The organism is Pseudomonas sp. GD04015, from assembly GCF_029837675.1.
Lineage (GTDB): Bacteria > Pseudomonadota > Gammaproteobacteria > Pseudomonadales > Pseudomonadaceae > Aquipseudomonas > Aquipseudomonas paralcaligenes.
Window position 1 is genome coordinate 25,087 of record NZ_JAOEEE010000008.1, and the last position, 13,914, is coordinate 39,000.

Sequence of the window (13,914 nt, forward strand, 5' to 3'; positions counted from 1 at the left end):
CCGCCGGCGGGCTACGCCGGCAAGCGGCTAACCCACCCTACGCGTTGTGCGGTCAAGCCCCGCTATCTGAACGCTGCAGCTGCCTGCTCCTGGATTCCCGCCTGCGCGGGAATGACGGTTTCGGAAGCAATTCCCCCCTACCTCGTCATCCCCGCGCAGGCGGGGATCCAGAAGGGGTCAGGGCACTACGACATCTAACGGGGACATAGCCTGTTTTATGGCCTTGCCTCCCTACCAGAGCGAGAGGGTGTAGCTGAGGATCAGGCGGTTCTCGTCCAGGTCGTTGGCGAAATTGGAGCGGACCGTGGCGTTGCGCCATTTGACGCCGAGGTTCTTCAGCGGGCCGTCCTGGATGACGTAACCGATGTCCGTGTTGCGTTCCCATTCCTTGCCGCCGTTGCCGGCCGCGCCCAGGTCCACGTCGTCGCCGGTGAGGTAGCGGGTCATGAAAGTCAGGCCGGGGATGCCGATGGCGGCGAAGTTGTAGTCGTAGCGCAGCTGCCAGGATTTCTCGTCCTTGTTGGCGAAGTCGCCAATCTGCACGTAGTTCACCAGGAACGGGTCGGTGCCGTTGATGTAGGCGAAGCCGGTGTCGCCGCTCATCTTCTGGTAGCCGAGGCCGAAGGCGTGGCCGCCCAGGCTGTAGGTGAACATGGCGTTGAGGGCCTTGTTGTCGACGTTGGTGTTGCCGTCGTCGGTGGAGCGGGCCCAGCGGATGTCCGATTTCAGCGACTGCTTGTCGGCAATCGGCAGCACGTGCACCAGGTTCAGGTAGTGCTGCTTGTACAGGTCTTCCAGGGCGCCGTAGTGGTAGCTGGTGGTCAGGCTGTCGTTCCACTTGTAGCTCAGGCCGCCGAAGTCGAACTTGTCGGCGGTGACGCCCGCGGCGCCGGTGATGTTGCGACGACCGCCGGTGGTCATCAGCATGTCCTCGTAGTCCGAGGAGTCACGCAGGTTGTACTGCTTGAGGCGGCCGGCATCGAAGGTCAGGCCGTCGATTTCAGCGGAGTTCAGTGCACCGCCGCTGAACACCTGGGGCAGCAGGCGCGAGTCGTTGGCCTGCACCACCGGCAGCTTCGGCATCAGGGTGCCGACCTTGAGCACGCTCTTGGAGATCCGGGCCTTGGCGGTGGCGCCGAAGTCGCCGTAGCTGTCCTGGGCGCGGCCGGTCTCGCGGTCGCGTTGCAGCAGGCCGCTGCCGCTGCGATCGGTGCCGGAGTCCAGTTTCAGGCCCAGGGTGGCGATGGCGTCGAGGCCGAAGCCGACGGTGCCTTCGGTGAAGCCGGATTCGTAGCGCAGCAGGAATCCTTGTGCCCATTCTTCCTGCTTGGATTGGGCCGGTGTCGGGTTGGAATCCTGGCGCAGGTCTCGGTTGAAGTAGAAGTTGCGAAGCTCAAGGGTGGCCTTGCTGTCTTCCAGGAAGGCCGCCTGTGCCAGGCCGGGCAGGGTGAGGCTGGTGCCCAGGGCGGCGAGCGCCACGCCGCGGGCGAGAGGGGACTTGCTCATTCTTATTGTTCCTCTGGTGATGGCGATCCGGTGTGTCCGAATTCGTTGCAGCCTGAAGACTAAAACATTTCGCAAAAATTACTGCTTCTAGACCTTGGTCGAGTCATTCGATCCAGTGCGGGTAATAACCCAGTGTCTTCTGGACCGCTTCGTCGTGCGCCGGCACCACCAGCAGCGCCGGTTCCTGGCGCATCAGTGCGTGCACCTTCTGCAGTTGTTGGCGGGTCGCGTCGCGGTCGTCGTCGACCATCCTGCGGCTGATCCAGAACTTTTCCTTCGGCCCGGTGAAGCCCTCCAGGCGCCAACTGGTGTCGCCGGTGAAGAAGAAGCGCCGGCCGTCATCCAGGGTAAGGAACAGGCCCACCGAGCCCGGGGTGTGGCCGGCCATCGGCACCAGGACCAGGCTGCGGTCGCCGAACAGGTCGAGGCTGCGTTCGAAGCCCATGAAGGGCTCGTCGTCGAAATCGAAGGGCACCCAGCGTATGTCGTGGGCGAACTGGCTGGGCAGCACGGCCGGCGGAACGGCGATGCGGCTGAAGGCGATTTCATCGTAGGGCGCCCATACCGGCACCTCGGGGAAGTCGGCCAGGCCGGAAGCATGGTCCCAGTGGCTGTGGGTGAGGAGGATGCGGTCGACCCGGACCCCGTCGCGATCCAGCTGGTCGCGGACCGGCGCGACCTGGCCGTAGCGCAGCAGCGGTTTGTCGTACCAGGGCATCTCGGACTCGAACTGTTGGTCCACCTGACGCCCGAGAGAGGTGTCGAGCAGCAGCGTCGCAGCATGGTGTTCGATCAGTACGGCGACGTGGTTGGCGATGGCCTTTTCGGTCCAGGCGCCGCCCTCGATGGTGAAGGCGTCGCGGGTCTCGGTCTCGGCGGTCTTGACCAACGCGAAGCGCAGGCCGGCGGCCTGGCCGGCGCTGCTCAGCGCGATGAGCAGGAAGAGGATGAGGGATCGCATAGGAGAACCTCGAATCTCGGGAGAGGGATAAGTGTCTGTGTAGTCGGTTAGGGCGGGGCGGATATGCGCGTGCCCTTGTTCACGCTGTATGTCTCGAAATTAGACAGACAGGTCTGTATATTTTCAAGCGAAATCTTTCTGCCTGGAGTGGTGGCCGCCGCCGCCCGCATAATGTCCGCCACTTGGAGGGACCAGATGGCATCGAGCAAGCGCCAACAATTGATCAGCACCGCCCAGGATCTGTTTGCCCGGGAGGGTTACCACGCCACCGGTATCGACCGCATCCTGGCGGAGTCCGGGGTGGCCAAGATGACCCTGTACAAGCACTTCCGCTCCAAGGACGAGCTGATCCTCGCGGTACTCGAAGAGAGCGAGCGGGATACGCTGGAGAGGCTCGCCCAGCTGCGCGCGGCCCGGCCACCGCGGGAGGCGCTGCTGCTGACCTTCGACGGCCTGCATGCCTGGATTCACCAGCAGGATTTCTGTGGTTGCAGCTTCATCCATGCGGCCGCGGAGTTTCACGACCGTATGCATCCCATCCATCGCCAGGCCGCCATGTTCAAGACGGCCTTTGCCGAGCATTTCCACGAACTGCTGGAGGCGTTGCGGGTTCCGCAGGCGGGTGTCCTGGCCATGCAGCTACAATTCCTTCTCGAAGGTGCCTTGAGCATGGCCCACGTCCAGGGACCGGGCGACCAGGCCCTGCAGGCCAAGGCCGCCGCCGAGGTGCTGCTGAAAGCCGCTGGTACCTGAGAAGACGGTGACGCAACAGGCTTCGGCGCGCCGAATAGGAGATGCGCCGAAGAACCACTGGTCGGTTCTGTCTCAAATTTTCCCGGAAGCTGCCGTCAAAAAGGCAGTTCTCTTTGCCTGGTACGCCGACATGAACACTCTGGCTTCCCTCTCTCCGTCGCAATCCCGTCCCGCCGGTATCAATACCCTGGCCAATCCGCGCGGCCATGTCGACCCGCAGGGAACCCTGGCCAATCGACTGGCCAACCGCCTGGGCCTGGAGCCCGGCGCGCTGGATGGCAAGCGCGACGACTTCACGCCCGACAAGGTGGCCGACCGGATCATCGGCTTCATCGAGCAGCGTCTGAAGAGCGAGGCGGCGGCCGGTGCCGATACTTCCAAGCTCGAGGGCCTGCTGGCCCAGGCCCGCGAAGGGGTGGAGAAGGGCTTCGCCGAGGCGCGCAAGATTCTCGATGGCATGGGTGTGCTCAAGGGCAAGGTCGCGGAAGATATCGACGCCACCTACGAAAAGATCCAGAACGGCCTGAAAGGCCTCGAATCCGACTACCTTGCCAAGACGCCGGCCAGTGGTGGCAACGCTGTCGCGGTGGCCGCGCGCAGCGAGCGTTTCGCCGCCCAGGCCGAGACCTTCGACATGGAGGTCACCACCCGCGATGGCGATCGCCTGAAGATTTCCATCGCCAGCACCTCGGCCAACTGGTCGCAGAACAGCGCCACGCTTGCCAGCGATGGCAAGACCTCCACCGGCTCGGTCGAGAGCCGTTCCGGCAGCATGCAGATCGGTGCCTGGCAGGTGCAGGTCGAAGGCGAACTGGACGACGAGGAGCGTGCCGCCCTGGAGGACCTCTTCAAGCAGGTGCAGGACATTTCCAGCGACTTCTACTCCGGCAACCTGAGCGGCGCGTTCGACCGTGCCATGCAGCTGAAGATGGACGGCTCCCAGCTTGCCTCCATGTCGCTCCAGCTGACCCAGACCAGCGTGCGCCAGGCTACCGATGCTTACAGTACCGTGGCCCAGCAGGGTGGCCAGGCCGCTAGCGCGGTGAACGACACGCTGGTCGACTACGCCCGTGGTCTGCTCGATGCGCTGCGCTCCGCTGACAAGGTGTCGGAAGACGCCAGGGGCACGCTGGAACAATTGCTGGACGGCGGCTTCCGCCTCGACGAGCGCTTCGACACCTCGTTGCTGGAGAAGGCCAGGGAGCTCAACAGCCGTCTGCTGGACGGCCTGCAGGGCATGCTCGGCAAGGCGCCGGCCGAACAAGCCTGAGCGGGTGCTAGACTGCGTCTCTGATTCGGTCGGAGCGCTTTCCCATGCCACCTGAATGCCAGCTTTTCGGCACCCTCGGCTGCCACCTCTGCGAGGTGGCGGAAGGGGTGCTGATGCCTCTTGTCGAGCACGGCCTGCTGGTTGAGCTGATCGACATCGCCGAGCGCGAGGACTGGGTCGAGGAGTTCGGCCTGCGCATTCCCGTGCTGTTGCGCACCGACACCGGCGCCGAACTCGACTGGCCCTTCGACGCCGACCGCGTCGTGGCCTTCCTGCGTTGAATCTTCCCCACTCTGCTTGAAATCCTGAACGGCTGATGCGTATTTTGTACGGATCGACAACAAGGATAAGCAGTCATGATCCCCGACGGCCGCAGTACGCTCGCAGAGCGCTTGACCGGAATAGCCGAAATCGAATGTGTCACCGCGGACCTCAACGGGGTGCCTCGGGGCAAGGTGATGACCGCGGAGGGCTTTCTCGAAGGCCGCCGTCTGCAACTGGCGAGGGGCGTGCTGCTGCAGTGCATCATGGGCGGCTACCCTCCGGCACGCTTCTACGGCAGCGATGACGGCGACCTGGTGCTCAGTGCTCCGGCGGACAGGGTGTTCCGCCTGCCCTGGAGCGAGTCGCCGCGTGCCATGGCCATCTGCGATGCCGACGAACTGGATGGGCGCAGCTCCGGGCTTTCCACCCGGGGCCTGCTCAAGCGGGTCGTCGCCGCCTATGCCGAACGGGGCTGGCAGCCGGTGGTGGCCACCGAACTGGAATTCTTCGTCTTCGAGCGCCACCTCGATGCGACCCAGCCGTTCCGGCCTCCTCTGGGCCTGGATGGCAGCCGCGAGAGCGGCTGCTCCGCGTTCAGCGTGTCATCGGGTAACGGCCTGCGACCGTTTTTCGAGGAGGTCTATCGCTGCATGGCGGAGCTCGGCCTGCCCCGCGATACCTTCATGCACGAGATGGGCGTGAGCCAGTTCGAGATCAACCTGCTGCACGGCGACCCGCTGCTGGTGGCGGACCAGACTTTCCTGTTCAAGCACCTGCTGCGCGAAGTCGGGCTCAAGCATGGCCTGGCCGTGGTCTGCATGGCCAAGCCGCTGCCGCACACGCCAGGCAGCTCCATGCACATCCACCAGAGCGTGGTGGAGCAGGGCAGCGGGCGGAACATCTTCAGTGCCGAAGACGGCGAGGCGACGCCGGCCTTCTTCCACTTCATCGGTGGCCAGCAGGCGGCGCTGGCGGACTTCACCCTGCTGTTCGCGCCGCATGTGAATTCCTACCAGCGCCTGTGCCATCCCTATGCGTCACCGAACAATGCCTGCTGGTCACACGACAACCGCGCCGCCGGCCTGCGCATTCCGGCCAGCGGGCCGGCGGCGAGGCGGGTGGAGAACCGTCTGCCGGGTGCCGACGCCAATCCCTACCTGGCCATCGCCGCCAGCCTGGCGGCCGGCCTGCATGGCCTGCGTCAGGAACTGGAGCCCAGTGCTGCGATCCAGGGCGAGTTCGACGTGCCGCCCGCGCTCAGCCTGCCATGCACCCTCCACGCGGCGTTGCAGCAGCTGCAGGGCAGCGCGCTGGCGCGGCAGTGGTTCGGCGACGAGTTCGTCGATGGCTATTGCGCCAGCAAGAGCATGGAACTGATGAGCTATCTGGACGAGATCACGCCCTGGGAAAGGCGTGTGCTGGGCAATCAGATCTGAGGGGCGACGGCCGCCCCAAGACGGCTAGGAACTATTCGTCCTCGACCCGGCGCGCCTCGCGCTGCAGTTGATAGACGAAGCGCTCGACCTGGCGCTGCTCCAGGCCGCCCATGCGGTGGAAGCGCAGCCCGGCGAAGGTCATGTTGTCCTTCTCCACGTAGTGGGCGTGGCGCAGCTCCGCCGCGAGAGTCATGGCGCCGATCGGCAGCTGGGCGGCGAAGCGTTCGTAGACTTCCCCGGCATGCAGCCGGCTGCTGACGTCGCCCGGGAAACGGATGCGGCAACCGGTGGCCGAGATATCCAGCAGCTGGCCTTTCAGGGCCGGCGTGAGGCGGGTGCCGGAAAGCTCGATATTGACCAACTGGCCCTGGGCGAGCTGGGCACGGAACGCGTTGCGGCGCTGGTGATAGGTCACGCGCTCCGGCATGTGGCTCCAGTAGCAGCGGGCACCTTCCAGCTCGCCGATCTGCACCGGGTCTTCGCAGTCCCAGGCGATGCGCACGCCTTCATGGAAGCCTTCCACGCGGAACGGCTCGCCGTTCTGCATGAAGCGTTCGCCATCGTTGGGGACCATTTCATCCAGCGCGATCACGCTGCGTTCGCGATTGACTTCGACCAGATAGCTCTGAAACCGCTGATTGCGGTCCTTGAAAGTGACGACGAGGGGATCACGGCTCTGCTGCAGCAAGCGCAGGTTGGCGATGATTTCCAAGGGCGCGGTGAGCACCTTCGGCGGCTGTGGGCCGTCATCCTCATGAAATGGGTTGGACACGTTCCGGCATTCTCCAGGTACTGCGGCACTAGCATACTGGCATATTGCCGGCATGTCCCCTGTGCTCGTTGTTATGGCTCAGGCCTGGCTGAGCGGGCGTTGCTGCGCGATTCTAGCGGCGCCGCCGCGGCTGTCATAGAGGCCGGGCGTTTCTCCGCCACGAAGAATCCCGAGCACGCTCTTGAGCGATGCCTGGTTGGCGCGGATCAGGCGCCCGTTGCGCTGGTTGGCGTCGCGGCAACTTTCCAGCAGCCGGTTCAGCTCTTCGCTGCGGGCCAGCAGTTCCGCGCCGTCGTCACGGCGGCTGGCCAGTGTCTCCAGGCCGGCGCGATCGGCGCTCAGTTGCTGTGCGGAAAGCAGGCTGGCGCGAGCCGTACCGTGCTGGTCCAGCAAGCCGAGGAGGGGTAGTTTCTCGCCGAGGATCTGTTCCAGGCGCGGCAGGTCGCGCTCGCCCATGGCCTGGAATTCGGTATCGATCAATTCAAGCAGGCGCTGGGCCGTGCCGATATCTTCGATGAACAGGTGCAGCAGGTCGTCGTTTTGCATCGCGGGCTCTGGGGATTGGGCGTCCAACACCCCCAGCGCAGCCCTTGGACTAGCGCTGGGATTCGAAGTCGAGCAGCTTGCCGGCGACGCGCTGGGCATCGACCTGGTAGCTGCCGTCGGCGATGGCCTGCTTCAGTTTCGCGACGCGCTCTTTGTCCACGGTCGGCAGGTCACGCAGCTTGTCGCTCACTTTCTGCAACTGCTGGGCTTCGCGGCTGAGCTGCACGGACTCGCCGGTTTTGCCGGCGGTGGCCTGCTCGCTCGCAACCTGGGGTGCGTTCGGCAGCGTGCTGCTGACGGCCTCGTTGCGGCCGCTGGCCTGGGCATTGCCGGTACGCCCGCTGTTGGCGGGAGAAGAGGCATTGTTCAGCCGGTTGAAGTCGATAACCATGTTGTGAACCTCTGACGGTATCTGGACGCTTGACTGGGTTGTCGGCCGTATCCGTCGAAACTTTAGGGCGCAAATGTGTGCGTCGTTTAACAGTGTAGGAAATCGCCGGGAGTTTGCGCTACAAGAATCGTGCCTACATTTCCACCTCGACCTGCCCGGGGCCTATCACACGAGCTCTGACCACGCGCTGCGAGCTGAGGTTGCGTACGCTGATCTGCTGGCCGAGCGTGCCGGCGGACAAGGCCTCGCCCTGTACCCGCACATTGATACCGCCGGCGCGCGCGGCAATCACCACCTGGTCGCCGCGGCGCACGCTTTCCGCCAGCTGCAGCATGGCCGGGGTCAGCACCTGGTCCGCCTGCAGCGGTCGCGTCATTTTTCTGCCGATGGCCTGATCTGGGTCGGCGATATAGCCCCTGCCCAGCAGGCCGATGTCCTGTTCAATCATCGCGATGTCGGCGGGCCCCACGACGCTGTCGCGCTTGAGCGGCGTCTTCAGCACCGCCACCGGTCGGAAGATTCGTACCTGGGCTGGGACGAAGACCGTCCAGGGCGTGCTTCCTTCGCAACTGACTCTCACGGTGACCCGGCCCACTGGCTGGGCGGGGCTCTCCAGGCGTTGCGTCAAATCGCTGTCGCAGGCCGCCAGGCGTAGCCGGGGGTCGAGGGCGTTGACCTGGATTTCATGGCGTGCGGGGATTTCGCTACGCTCTAGATAATCCTCGACGGTGAATTCAAGAAAGCCTTCGGTGGCGCCGATAAGCTCCTCGGGCAATGTCAGCTGCGCAGCATGCAGCGTGCTGTAGCCGAACAGGCCCAAAGCGGGTAAAACACCGGCAAGAAAGGGGCTTTTGGCCATCATGCGTCGGGAAAGTGTCGTGAGTGCGTTCATGCACCTCACGAAGCAAGGCCCGTGCCGCCTGCTAGGCTTTGGCAGAATGTACGGCGATACGAACGATAAGGAGTCTGCGCATGGCCGGACTATTGGACTCGGTTAACCAGCGTACCCAACTGGTCGGGCAGAACCGCCTCGAGCTCTTGCTGTTCCGTCTGGACGGTCCGCAGCTGTATGGCATCAACGTGTTCAAGGTGAAGGAGGTGCTGCAATGCCCCAAGCTCACCGTGATGCCCAAATCCAGCCGGGTGGTGCGCGGCGTGGCGAATATCCGTGGGGGCACCATCCCGATTCTCGATCTGGCGCTGGCCACCGGCAGAACAGCGCTGGATGATATCCACAACAGTTTCGTGATCATCACCGAGTACAACACCAAGGTGCAGGGTTTCCTGGTGCGCTCGGTGGAGCGCATCGTCAACATGAACTGGGAGGAGATCCATCCGCCACCCAAGGGCACCGGCCGTGACCACTACCTCACCGCGGTCACCCGGGTGGACAAGCAGCTGGTGGAAATCATCGACGTGGAGAAGATCCTCGCCGAGGTGGCGCCCATGTCGGAGTCGATCTCCGAGGGCGTTGTGGACGTGGAGACCCAGGCCCGCGCGGTGTCCAAACGCGTGCTGATCTGCGACGACTCTTCCGTGGCTCGCAAGCAGGTTTCCCGCTGCCTCGAGAGCGTCGGCGTGGAAGTGGTGGCGCTCAACGACGGTCGCCAGGCCTACGACTACCTGCGCAAGATGGTCGAGGAGGGCAAGAGTCCCGCCCAGGAGTTCCTCATGCTGATCTCCGACATCGAGATGCCGGAGATGGACGGCTACACCCTGACGGCGGAGATTCGCTCCGATCCGAGGATGCAGAACCTCCATGTGATTCTGCATACTTCGCTCTCCGGAGTGTTCAACCAGGCGATGGTGAAGAAGGTCGGCGCGGACGATTTCCTGGCGAAGTTCCGTCCGGACGAACTGGCCTCCCGCGTCGTCGAGCGCATCCGGGTAGCCGATGGGGGCTGAGGGCTAGGCCCTCGGTTGAATCATGTTTGGTGAGGCAGCATTAGTGTCTTCAGGCAATTTGGATTTCGAGCAATTCCGGACCTTCCTGGAAAAGGCCTGCGGCATTCTGCTGGGAAGCAACAAGCAGTACCTGGTTTCCAGCCGTCTCAACAAGCTGATGGAGCAGCAGGGCATCAAGACCCTCGGCGAGCTGGTGCAGAAGATGCAGGCCCAGCCCCGCGGAGGGCTGCGCGAGCAGGTGGTGGACGCCATGACCACCAACGAGACCCTGTGGTTTCGCGATACCTACCCGTTCGAGGTGATGAAGAACCGGGTGCTGCCGGAGCTGATCAAAGCCAACCCCAATCAGCGCCTGCGCATCTGGTCGGCCGCCTGCTCCTCGGGGCAGGAGCCCTTTTCGCTGTCGATGACCATCGACGAGTTCGAGCGGACCAATCTCGGGCAGCTCAAGGCCGGGGTGCAGATCGTCGCCACCGACCTTTCCGGCTCCATGCTGGCGAACTGCAAGTCCGGCGAGTACGACAGCCTGGCCATCGGTCGCGGTCTGTCGCAGGAGCGCCTGCAGCGCTACTTCGATGCCAAGGGACCCGCGCGCTGGGCGGTCAAGCCGGCGATCAAGAACCGGGTGGAGTTCCGCGCCCTGAACCTGCTGGAAAGCTATGCGGTGCTTGGCAAGTTCGACGTGGTGTTCTGCCGTAACGTGCTGATCTACTTCTCCGCCGATGTGAAGAAGGACATCCTCACCCGCATCCACGCCACCCTCAAGCCGGGGGGCTACCTGTTCCTCGGGGCGTCGGAGGCGCTGAACGGCCTGCCCGATCTGTATCAGATGGTCCAGTGCAGCCCGGGGATCATCTACAAGGTGAAGTGATTCGCATCGGAAGGTGAAAAAAACGGGAGGCCAGCGGCCTCCCGTTTTCGTTTGCGCCTTCGGGATGGCAAGCGGCAAACGGGGGTTGCCGCCTGGAGGGGCGAAGCGGAAAACTCTTGCCGCTTGCCGTTCTTTGATTGAGTAGGAACTCAGTAAGCCTTTGAAAATAAAGGGGTGTATGAGTTGGCATAGCCTTTGCTGAGTGTTTGGCACGACGCCCACACGGCAGAGGTTACCGATCATGAGCATCAGCTTCGCAAAGGCACTCGGCATTCACGAAACGGCCCTGGGCTTCCGCGCGCAACGCGCCGAGGTTCTGGCCAACAACATCGCCAATGCCGACACGCCGCATTACAAGGCCCGTGATCTGGACTTCTCCGCCGTGCTCGCGGAGCAGAGCGAGAAGCAGAGCGGCAAGCAGTTCGAGATGAGCCGCACCGACAGCCGCCACATCGCCAGCGAAGGTATCCAGTTGGCCGACCCGGCGCTGCGCTACCGCACGCCGTTCCATCCGTCCATCGACCAGAACAGCGTCGACATGCAGCAGGAGCAGGCCAACTACGCCGAGAACGCGGTGCAGTTCCAGGCCAGCTTCACCCTGCTCAACAGCAAATTCAAAGGTCTTGTCGGCGCCCTGCGCGGCGAATAAGGGAGATCCCAGTCATGTCACTCTCCAGTGTCTTCAACATCGCCGGTACCGGCATGAGCGCCCAGAGCACTCGCCTGAACACCATTTCCAGCAACATCGCCAACGCCGAGACCGTTTCGTCGAGCATCGACCAGACCTACCGCGCGCGCCACCCGGTGTTCGCCACCGTGTTCGAGTCGACCATGGACGGCGACCGCGGCTCGCTGTTCGCCGACCAGGACCAGCCCGGTCGTGGCGTGCAGGTGCTGGGCGTGGTGGAAGACCAGAGCAGCCTGATGCCCCGCTACGAGCCCAACCATCCGGCGGCCGACGAGAAGGGCTACGTGTACTACCCGAACGTCAACGTGGTCGAGGAGATGGCCGACATGATTTCCGCCAGTCGTGCCTTCCAGACCAACGTGGAAATGATGAACACCGCCAAGCAGATGATGCAGCGCGTACTGACCCTGGGCCAGTGATCCGGTTAGCGAGGAGTTGAAGGGATGAGCAGTGTAAGCGGCGCCAGTTCGGTACTGGACCAGTACCAGATCAAGCAGGAAACCAAACAGAGCAAGGATCTCGGCAAGAATGAATTTCTCGAGCTGCTGGTGGCCCAGTTGAACAACCAGAACCCGCTGGAGCCGCAGGAGAACGGCGAGTTCATCGCCCAGCTCGCGCAGTTCAGCCAGGTCGAGGGCATCGAGAAGCTCAATACCAGCATGGGCTCCCTGCTGTCCGGCTACCAGTCCTCGCAGGCCCTGCAGGCCTCGTCCCTGGTCGGGCGCAAGGTGATCGTGCCGTCCGACAAGGCGGTGGTCGACACCAGCGAGACCTTCAAGGCCAGCCTGGTCCTGCCGGTCAGCAGTAGCAACGTCTACGTCAACGTCTACGACAGCGCTGGCAAGGCGGTGAGCCGCGTCAATCTCGGCCAGCAGGCGGCGGGCAACGTGAGCTTCATGTGGGACGGCAAGGACTCGAACGGCGATCTCATGCCGCCCGGCACCTACAAGTTCGAGGCCCAGGCTACCTACCCCGAAGGCACCAAGGGGCTCTACACCCTGCTGCCGGCCAACGTCGACAGCGTCGTGCTCGGTCAGAACGGCAGCGAAATGAGGCTCAACTTGGCGGGCATCGGCGCGGTGCCGCTGTCCCAGGTCCAGACAATCGGTCAATAACCCCCAGGCTGTAAGCGCCGGCAGTAACGGCAAAGGAGCACATCCATGGCTTTCAATATCGGTCTCAGCGGTCTGCGGGCAGCCACCAAGGACCTCAACGTCACCGGCAACAACATCGCCAACGCCGGCACCGCGGGCTTCAAGCAGTCCCGCGCCGAGTTCGCCGACGTCTACGCGGCGTCGATGCTCGGTACCGGTAAGAACCCGCAGGGCAGCGGCGTGCTGCTGGGCGACGTTGCCCAGCTGTTCAACCAGGGCAACATCAACTACACCCAGAACGCGCTGGACCTGGCGATCAACGGCAACGGCTTCTTCCAGGTCAGCAACAACGGTGCCCTGAGCTACACCCGCGCGGGCTACTTCGGCACCGACCGCGACGGCTTCATCGTCGACAACTTCGGCTACAACCTGCAGGGCTACACGGTCGACGCCAACGACAACCTGCAGACGGGCGTCATCGGCAACCTGCGCATCCAGACCGCCAGCCAGGAGCCGCGCGCGACCTCGACCATGGCGCAGACCTTCAACCTGAACTCCAACAGCGTGTCGCCGACGACGACGCCGTTCAACCCGGCCGACCCGACCACCTACAACTCGTCGACCTCGACCAATATCTACGACACCCAGGGCAATGCCCACGTACTGACCCAGTACTTCGTCAAGGATGCGCCGCCGGCGCTCAACAGCTGGACCATGCATGTGCTGATCGACGGGCGCAACCCGTCCGCCCCGGAGAGCGTGCTGGTCACCCCCGGGCCGCCCCCGGTCTATGACAACGGTCCCGGCACCACGCCGTTCACCGCTAACCTGACCTTCACCGAGGCGGGACAGTTGCTGAGCTCGACCTCCACCGACTTCACCGTCAACCCGGACGGCACGATCCTGATGAACAACTGGACCCCGGCCGCGCCGGACAACTCCACGCCGCCGGTATGGAGCGAGAACGGCGCGAACCAGAGCCCGGAGTTCCTGACCATCGACCTGCGCCGCTCCACCCAGTTCGCCAGCTCCTTCGCCGTCAGCAGCGTGAGCCAGAACGGCTACACCACCGGTGAGCTGGCCGGCCTGGAAGTCGATGACACCGGCTTGATCTTCGCCCGCTACACCAACGGCCAGTCCAAGGTGCAGGGACAGGTCATCCTGGCCAACTTCGCCAACGTCCAGGGCCTGACCCCGATCGGCAAGACCCAATGGGTGCAGTCGTTCGAATCGGGCGAGCCGGTGCGCAACCCGCCGGGTTCGGGAACCCTGGGTGTGTTGCAGGCGGGCGCGCTGGAGGACTCCAACGTCGAGCTGTCGGACCAGCTGGTGAACCTGATCGTTGCCCAGCGCAACTACCAGGCCAACGCCAAGACCATCGAGACCGAAAGCGCGATCACCCAGACCATCATCAATCTGCGTTGATGAAGGGAGGGGGCTTGCCGCCGGCGGCAACC

Annotated in this window: 16 protein-coding genes; 10 read left to right on the forward strand and 6 right to left on the reverse strand. The window is 63.9% G+C overall.

Annotated elements, in window-relative coordinates; genetic code table 11:
* Nucleotides 1–231: 231 nt before the first annotated feature.
* Nucleotides 232–1,506 (reverse strand): OprD family porin, encoded by a 1,275-nt coding sequence (locus tag N7640_RS09105; protein WP_220813456.1) that lies wholly within the window; start codon nucleotides 1,504–1,506, stop codon nucleotides 232–234.
* 103 nt (nucleotides 1,507–1,609) lie between these two features.
* Entirely contained in the window at nucleotides 1,610–2,467 is an 858-nt protein-coding gene (locus N7640_RS09110) for an MBL fold metallo-hydrolase (protein WP_279902285.1), read from the reverse strand.
* Between the two features lie 195 nt (nucleotides 2,468–2,662).
* On the opposite strand from N7640_RS09110, the gene N7640_RS09115 reads away from it, so the two are divergent.
* From N7640_RS09115 to N7640_RS09130, 4 genes are all read left to right on the forward strand, one after another.
* Nucleotides 2,663–3,220, forward strand: a complete 558-nt coding sequence (locus tag N7640_RS09115; RefSeq protein ID WP_279902284.1) for a TetR/AcrR family transcriptional regulator — start codon at nucleotides 2,663–2,665, stop codon at nucleotides 3,218–3,220.
* 130 nt (nucleotides 3,221–3,350) lie between these two features.
* Nucleotides 3,351–4,490 (forward strand): DUF5610 domain-containing protein, encoded by a 1,140-nt coding sequence (locus N7640_RS09120; RefSeq protein WP_279902283.1) that lies wholly within the window; start codon nucleotides 3,351–3,353, stop codon nucleotides 4,488–4,490.
* Nucleotides 4,491–4,534: 44 nt separating this feature from the next.
* Entirely contained in the window at nucleotides 4,535–4,771 is a 237-nt protein-coding gene (locus tag N7640_RS09125; protein WP_279902282.1) for a glutaredoxin family protein, read from the forward strand.
* 177 nt (nucleotides 4,772–4,948) lie between these two features.
* Nucleotides 4,949–6,190, forward strand: a complete 1,242-nt coding sequence (locus N7640_RS09130; RefSeq protein ID WP_279902314.1) for a glutamine synthetase family protein — start codon at nucleotides 4,949–4,951, stop codon at nucleotides 6,188–6,190.
* A 31-nt stretch (nucleotides 6,191–6,221) separates the two neighbouring features.
* On the opposite strand, the gene N7640_RS09135 is transcribed toward N7640_RS09130, so the two are convergent.
* From N7640_RS09135 to flgA, 4 genes are all read right to left on the reverse strand, one after another.
* On the reverse strand, nucleotides 6,222–7,016 hold the full coding sequence (locus N7640_RS09135; protein ID WP_220813452.1) for a flagellar brake protein: 795 nt from the start codon (nucleotides 7,014–7,016) through the stop codon (nucleotides 6,222–6,224).
* 24 nt (nucleotides 7,017–7,040) lie between these two features.
* On the reverse strand, nucleotides 7,041–7,508 hold the full coding sequence (gene flgN, locus N7640_RS09140) for a flagellar export chaperone FlgN (RefSeq protein ID WP_279902281.1): 468 nt from the start codon (nucleotides 7,506–7,508) through the stop codon (nucleotides 7,041–7,043).
* Nucleotides 7,509–7,557: 49 nt separating this feature from the next.
* Nucleotides 7,558–7,899: a flagellar biosynthesis anti-sigma factor FlgM gene (flgM, locus tag N7640_RS09145; protein WP_279902280.1), complete on the reverse strand. Its 342-nt coding sequence runs from the start codon at nucleotides 7,897–7,899 to the stop codon at nucleotides 7,558–7,560.
* Nucleotides 7,900–8,032: 133 nt separating this feature from the next.
* Nucleotides 8,033–8,791, reverse strand: coding sequence for a flagellar basal body P-ring formation chaperone FlgA (gene flgA / locus N7640_RS09150; protein WP_220813449.1), 759 nt, complete (start codon nucleotides 8,789–8,791; stop codon nucleotides 8,033–8,035).
* 80 nt (nucleotides 8,792–8,871) lie between these two features.
* Between flgA and N7640_RS09155 the strand changes: the two genes are divergently transcribed.
* The 6 genes from N7640_RS09155 (at nucleotide 8,872) to flgE (ending at nucleotide 13,882) form a co-directional block, all read left to right on the forward strand.
* Nucleotides 8,872–9,804, forward strand: a complete 933-nt coding sequence (locus N7640_RS09155) for a chemotaxis protein CheV (protein ID WP_220813448.1) — start codon at nucleotides 8,872–8,874, stop codon at nucleotides 9,802–9,804.
* Nucleotides 9,805–9,847: 43 nt separating this feature from the next.
* The gene (gene cheR, locus N7640_RS09160) at nucleotides 9,848–10,675 is read left to right on the forward strand and encodes a protein-glutamate O-methyltransferase CheR (protein ID WP_279902279.1); all 828 of its coding nucleotides are present in this window, start codon (nucleotides 9,848–9,850) and stop codon (nucleotides 10,673–10,675) included.
* Nucleotides 10,676–10,916: 241 nt separating this feature from the next.
* The gene (gene flgB, locus N7640_RS09165) at nucleotides 10,917–11,324 is read left to right on the forward strand and encodes a flagellar basal body rod protein FlgB (RefSeq protein WP_279902278.1); all 408 of its coding nucleotides are present in this window, start codon (nucleotides 10,917–10,919) and stop codon (nucleotides 11,322–11,324) included.
* A gap of 14 nt (nucleotides 11,325–11,338) precedes the next feature.
* Complete coding sequence (gene flgC, locus N7640_RS09170; RefSeq protein ID WP_220813445.1) at nucleotides 11,339–11,782, forward strand: flagellar basal body rod protein FlgC; 444 nt, start codon at nucleotides 11,339–11,341, stop codon at nucleotides 11,780–11,782.
* Between the two features lie 24 nt (nucleotides 11,783–11,806).
* Nucleotides 11,807–12,478 (forward strand): flagellar hook assembly protein FlgD, encoded by a 672-nt coding sequence (gene flgD / locus N7640_RS09175; RefSeq protein ID WP_220813444.1) that lies wholly within the window; start codon nucleotides 11,807–11,809, stop codon nucleotides 12,476–12,478.
* 45 nt (nucleotides 12,479–12,523) lie between these two features.
* Nucleotides 12,524–13,882, forward strand: coding sequence for a flagellar hook protein FlgE (gene flgE, locus N7640_RS09180; RefSeq protein WP_220813443.1), 1,359 nt, complete (start codon nucleotides 12,524–12,526; stop codon nucleotides 13,880–13,882).
* The last annotated feature ends 32 nt before the right edge of the window (nucleotides 13,883–13,914 follow it).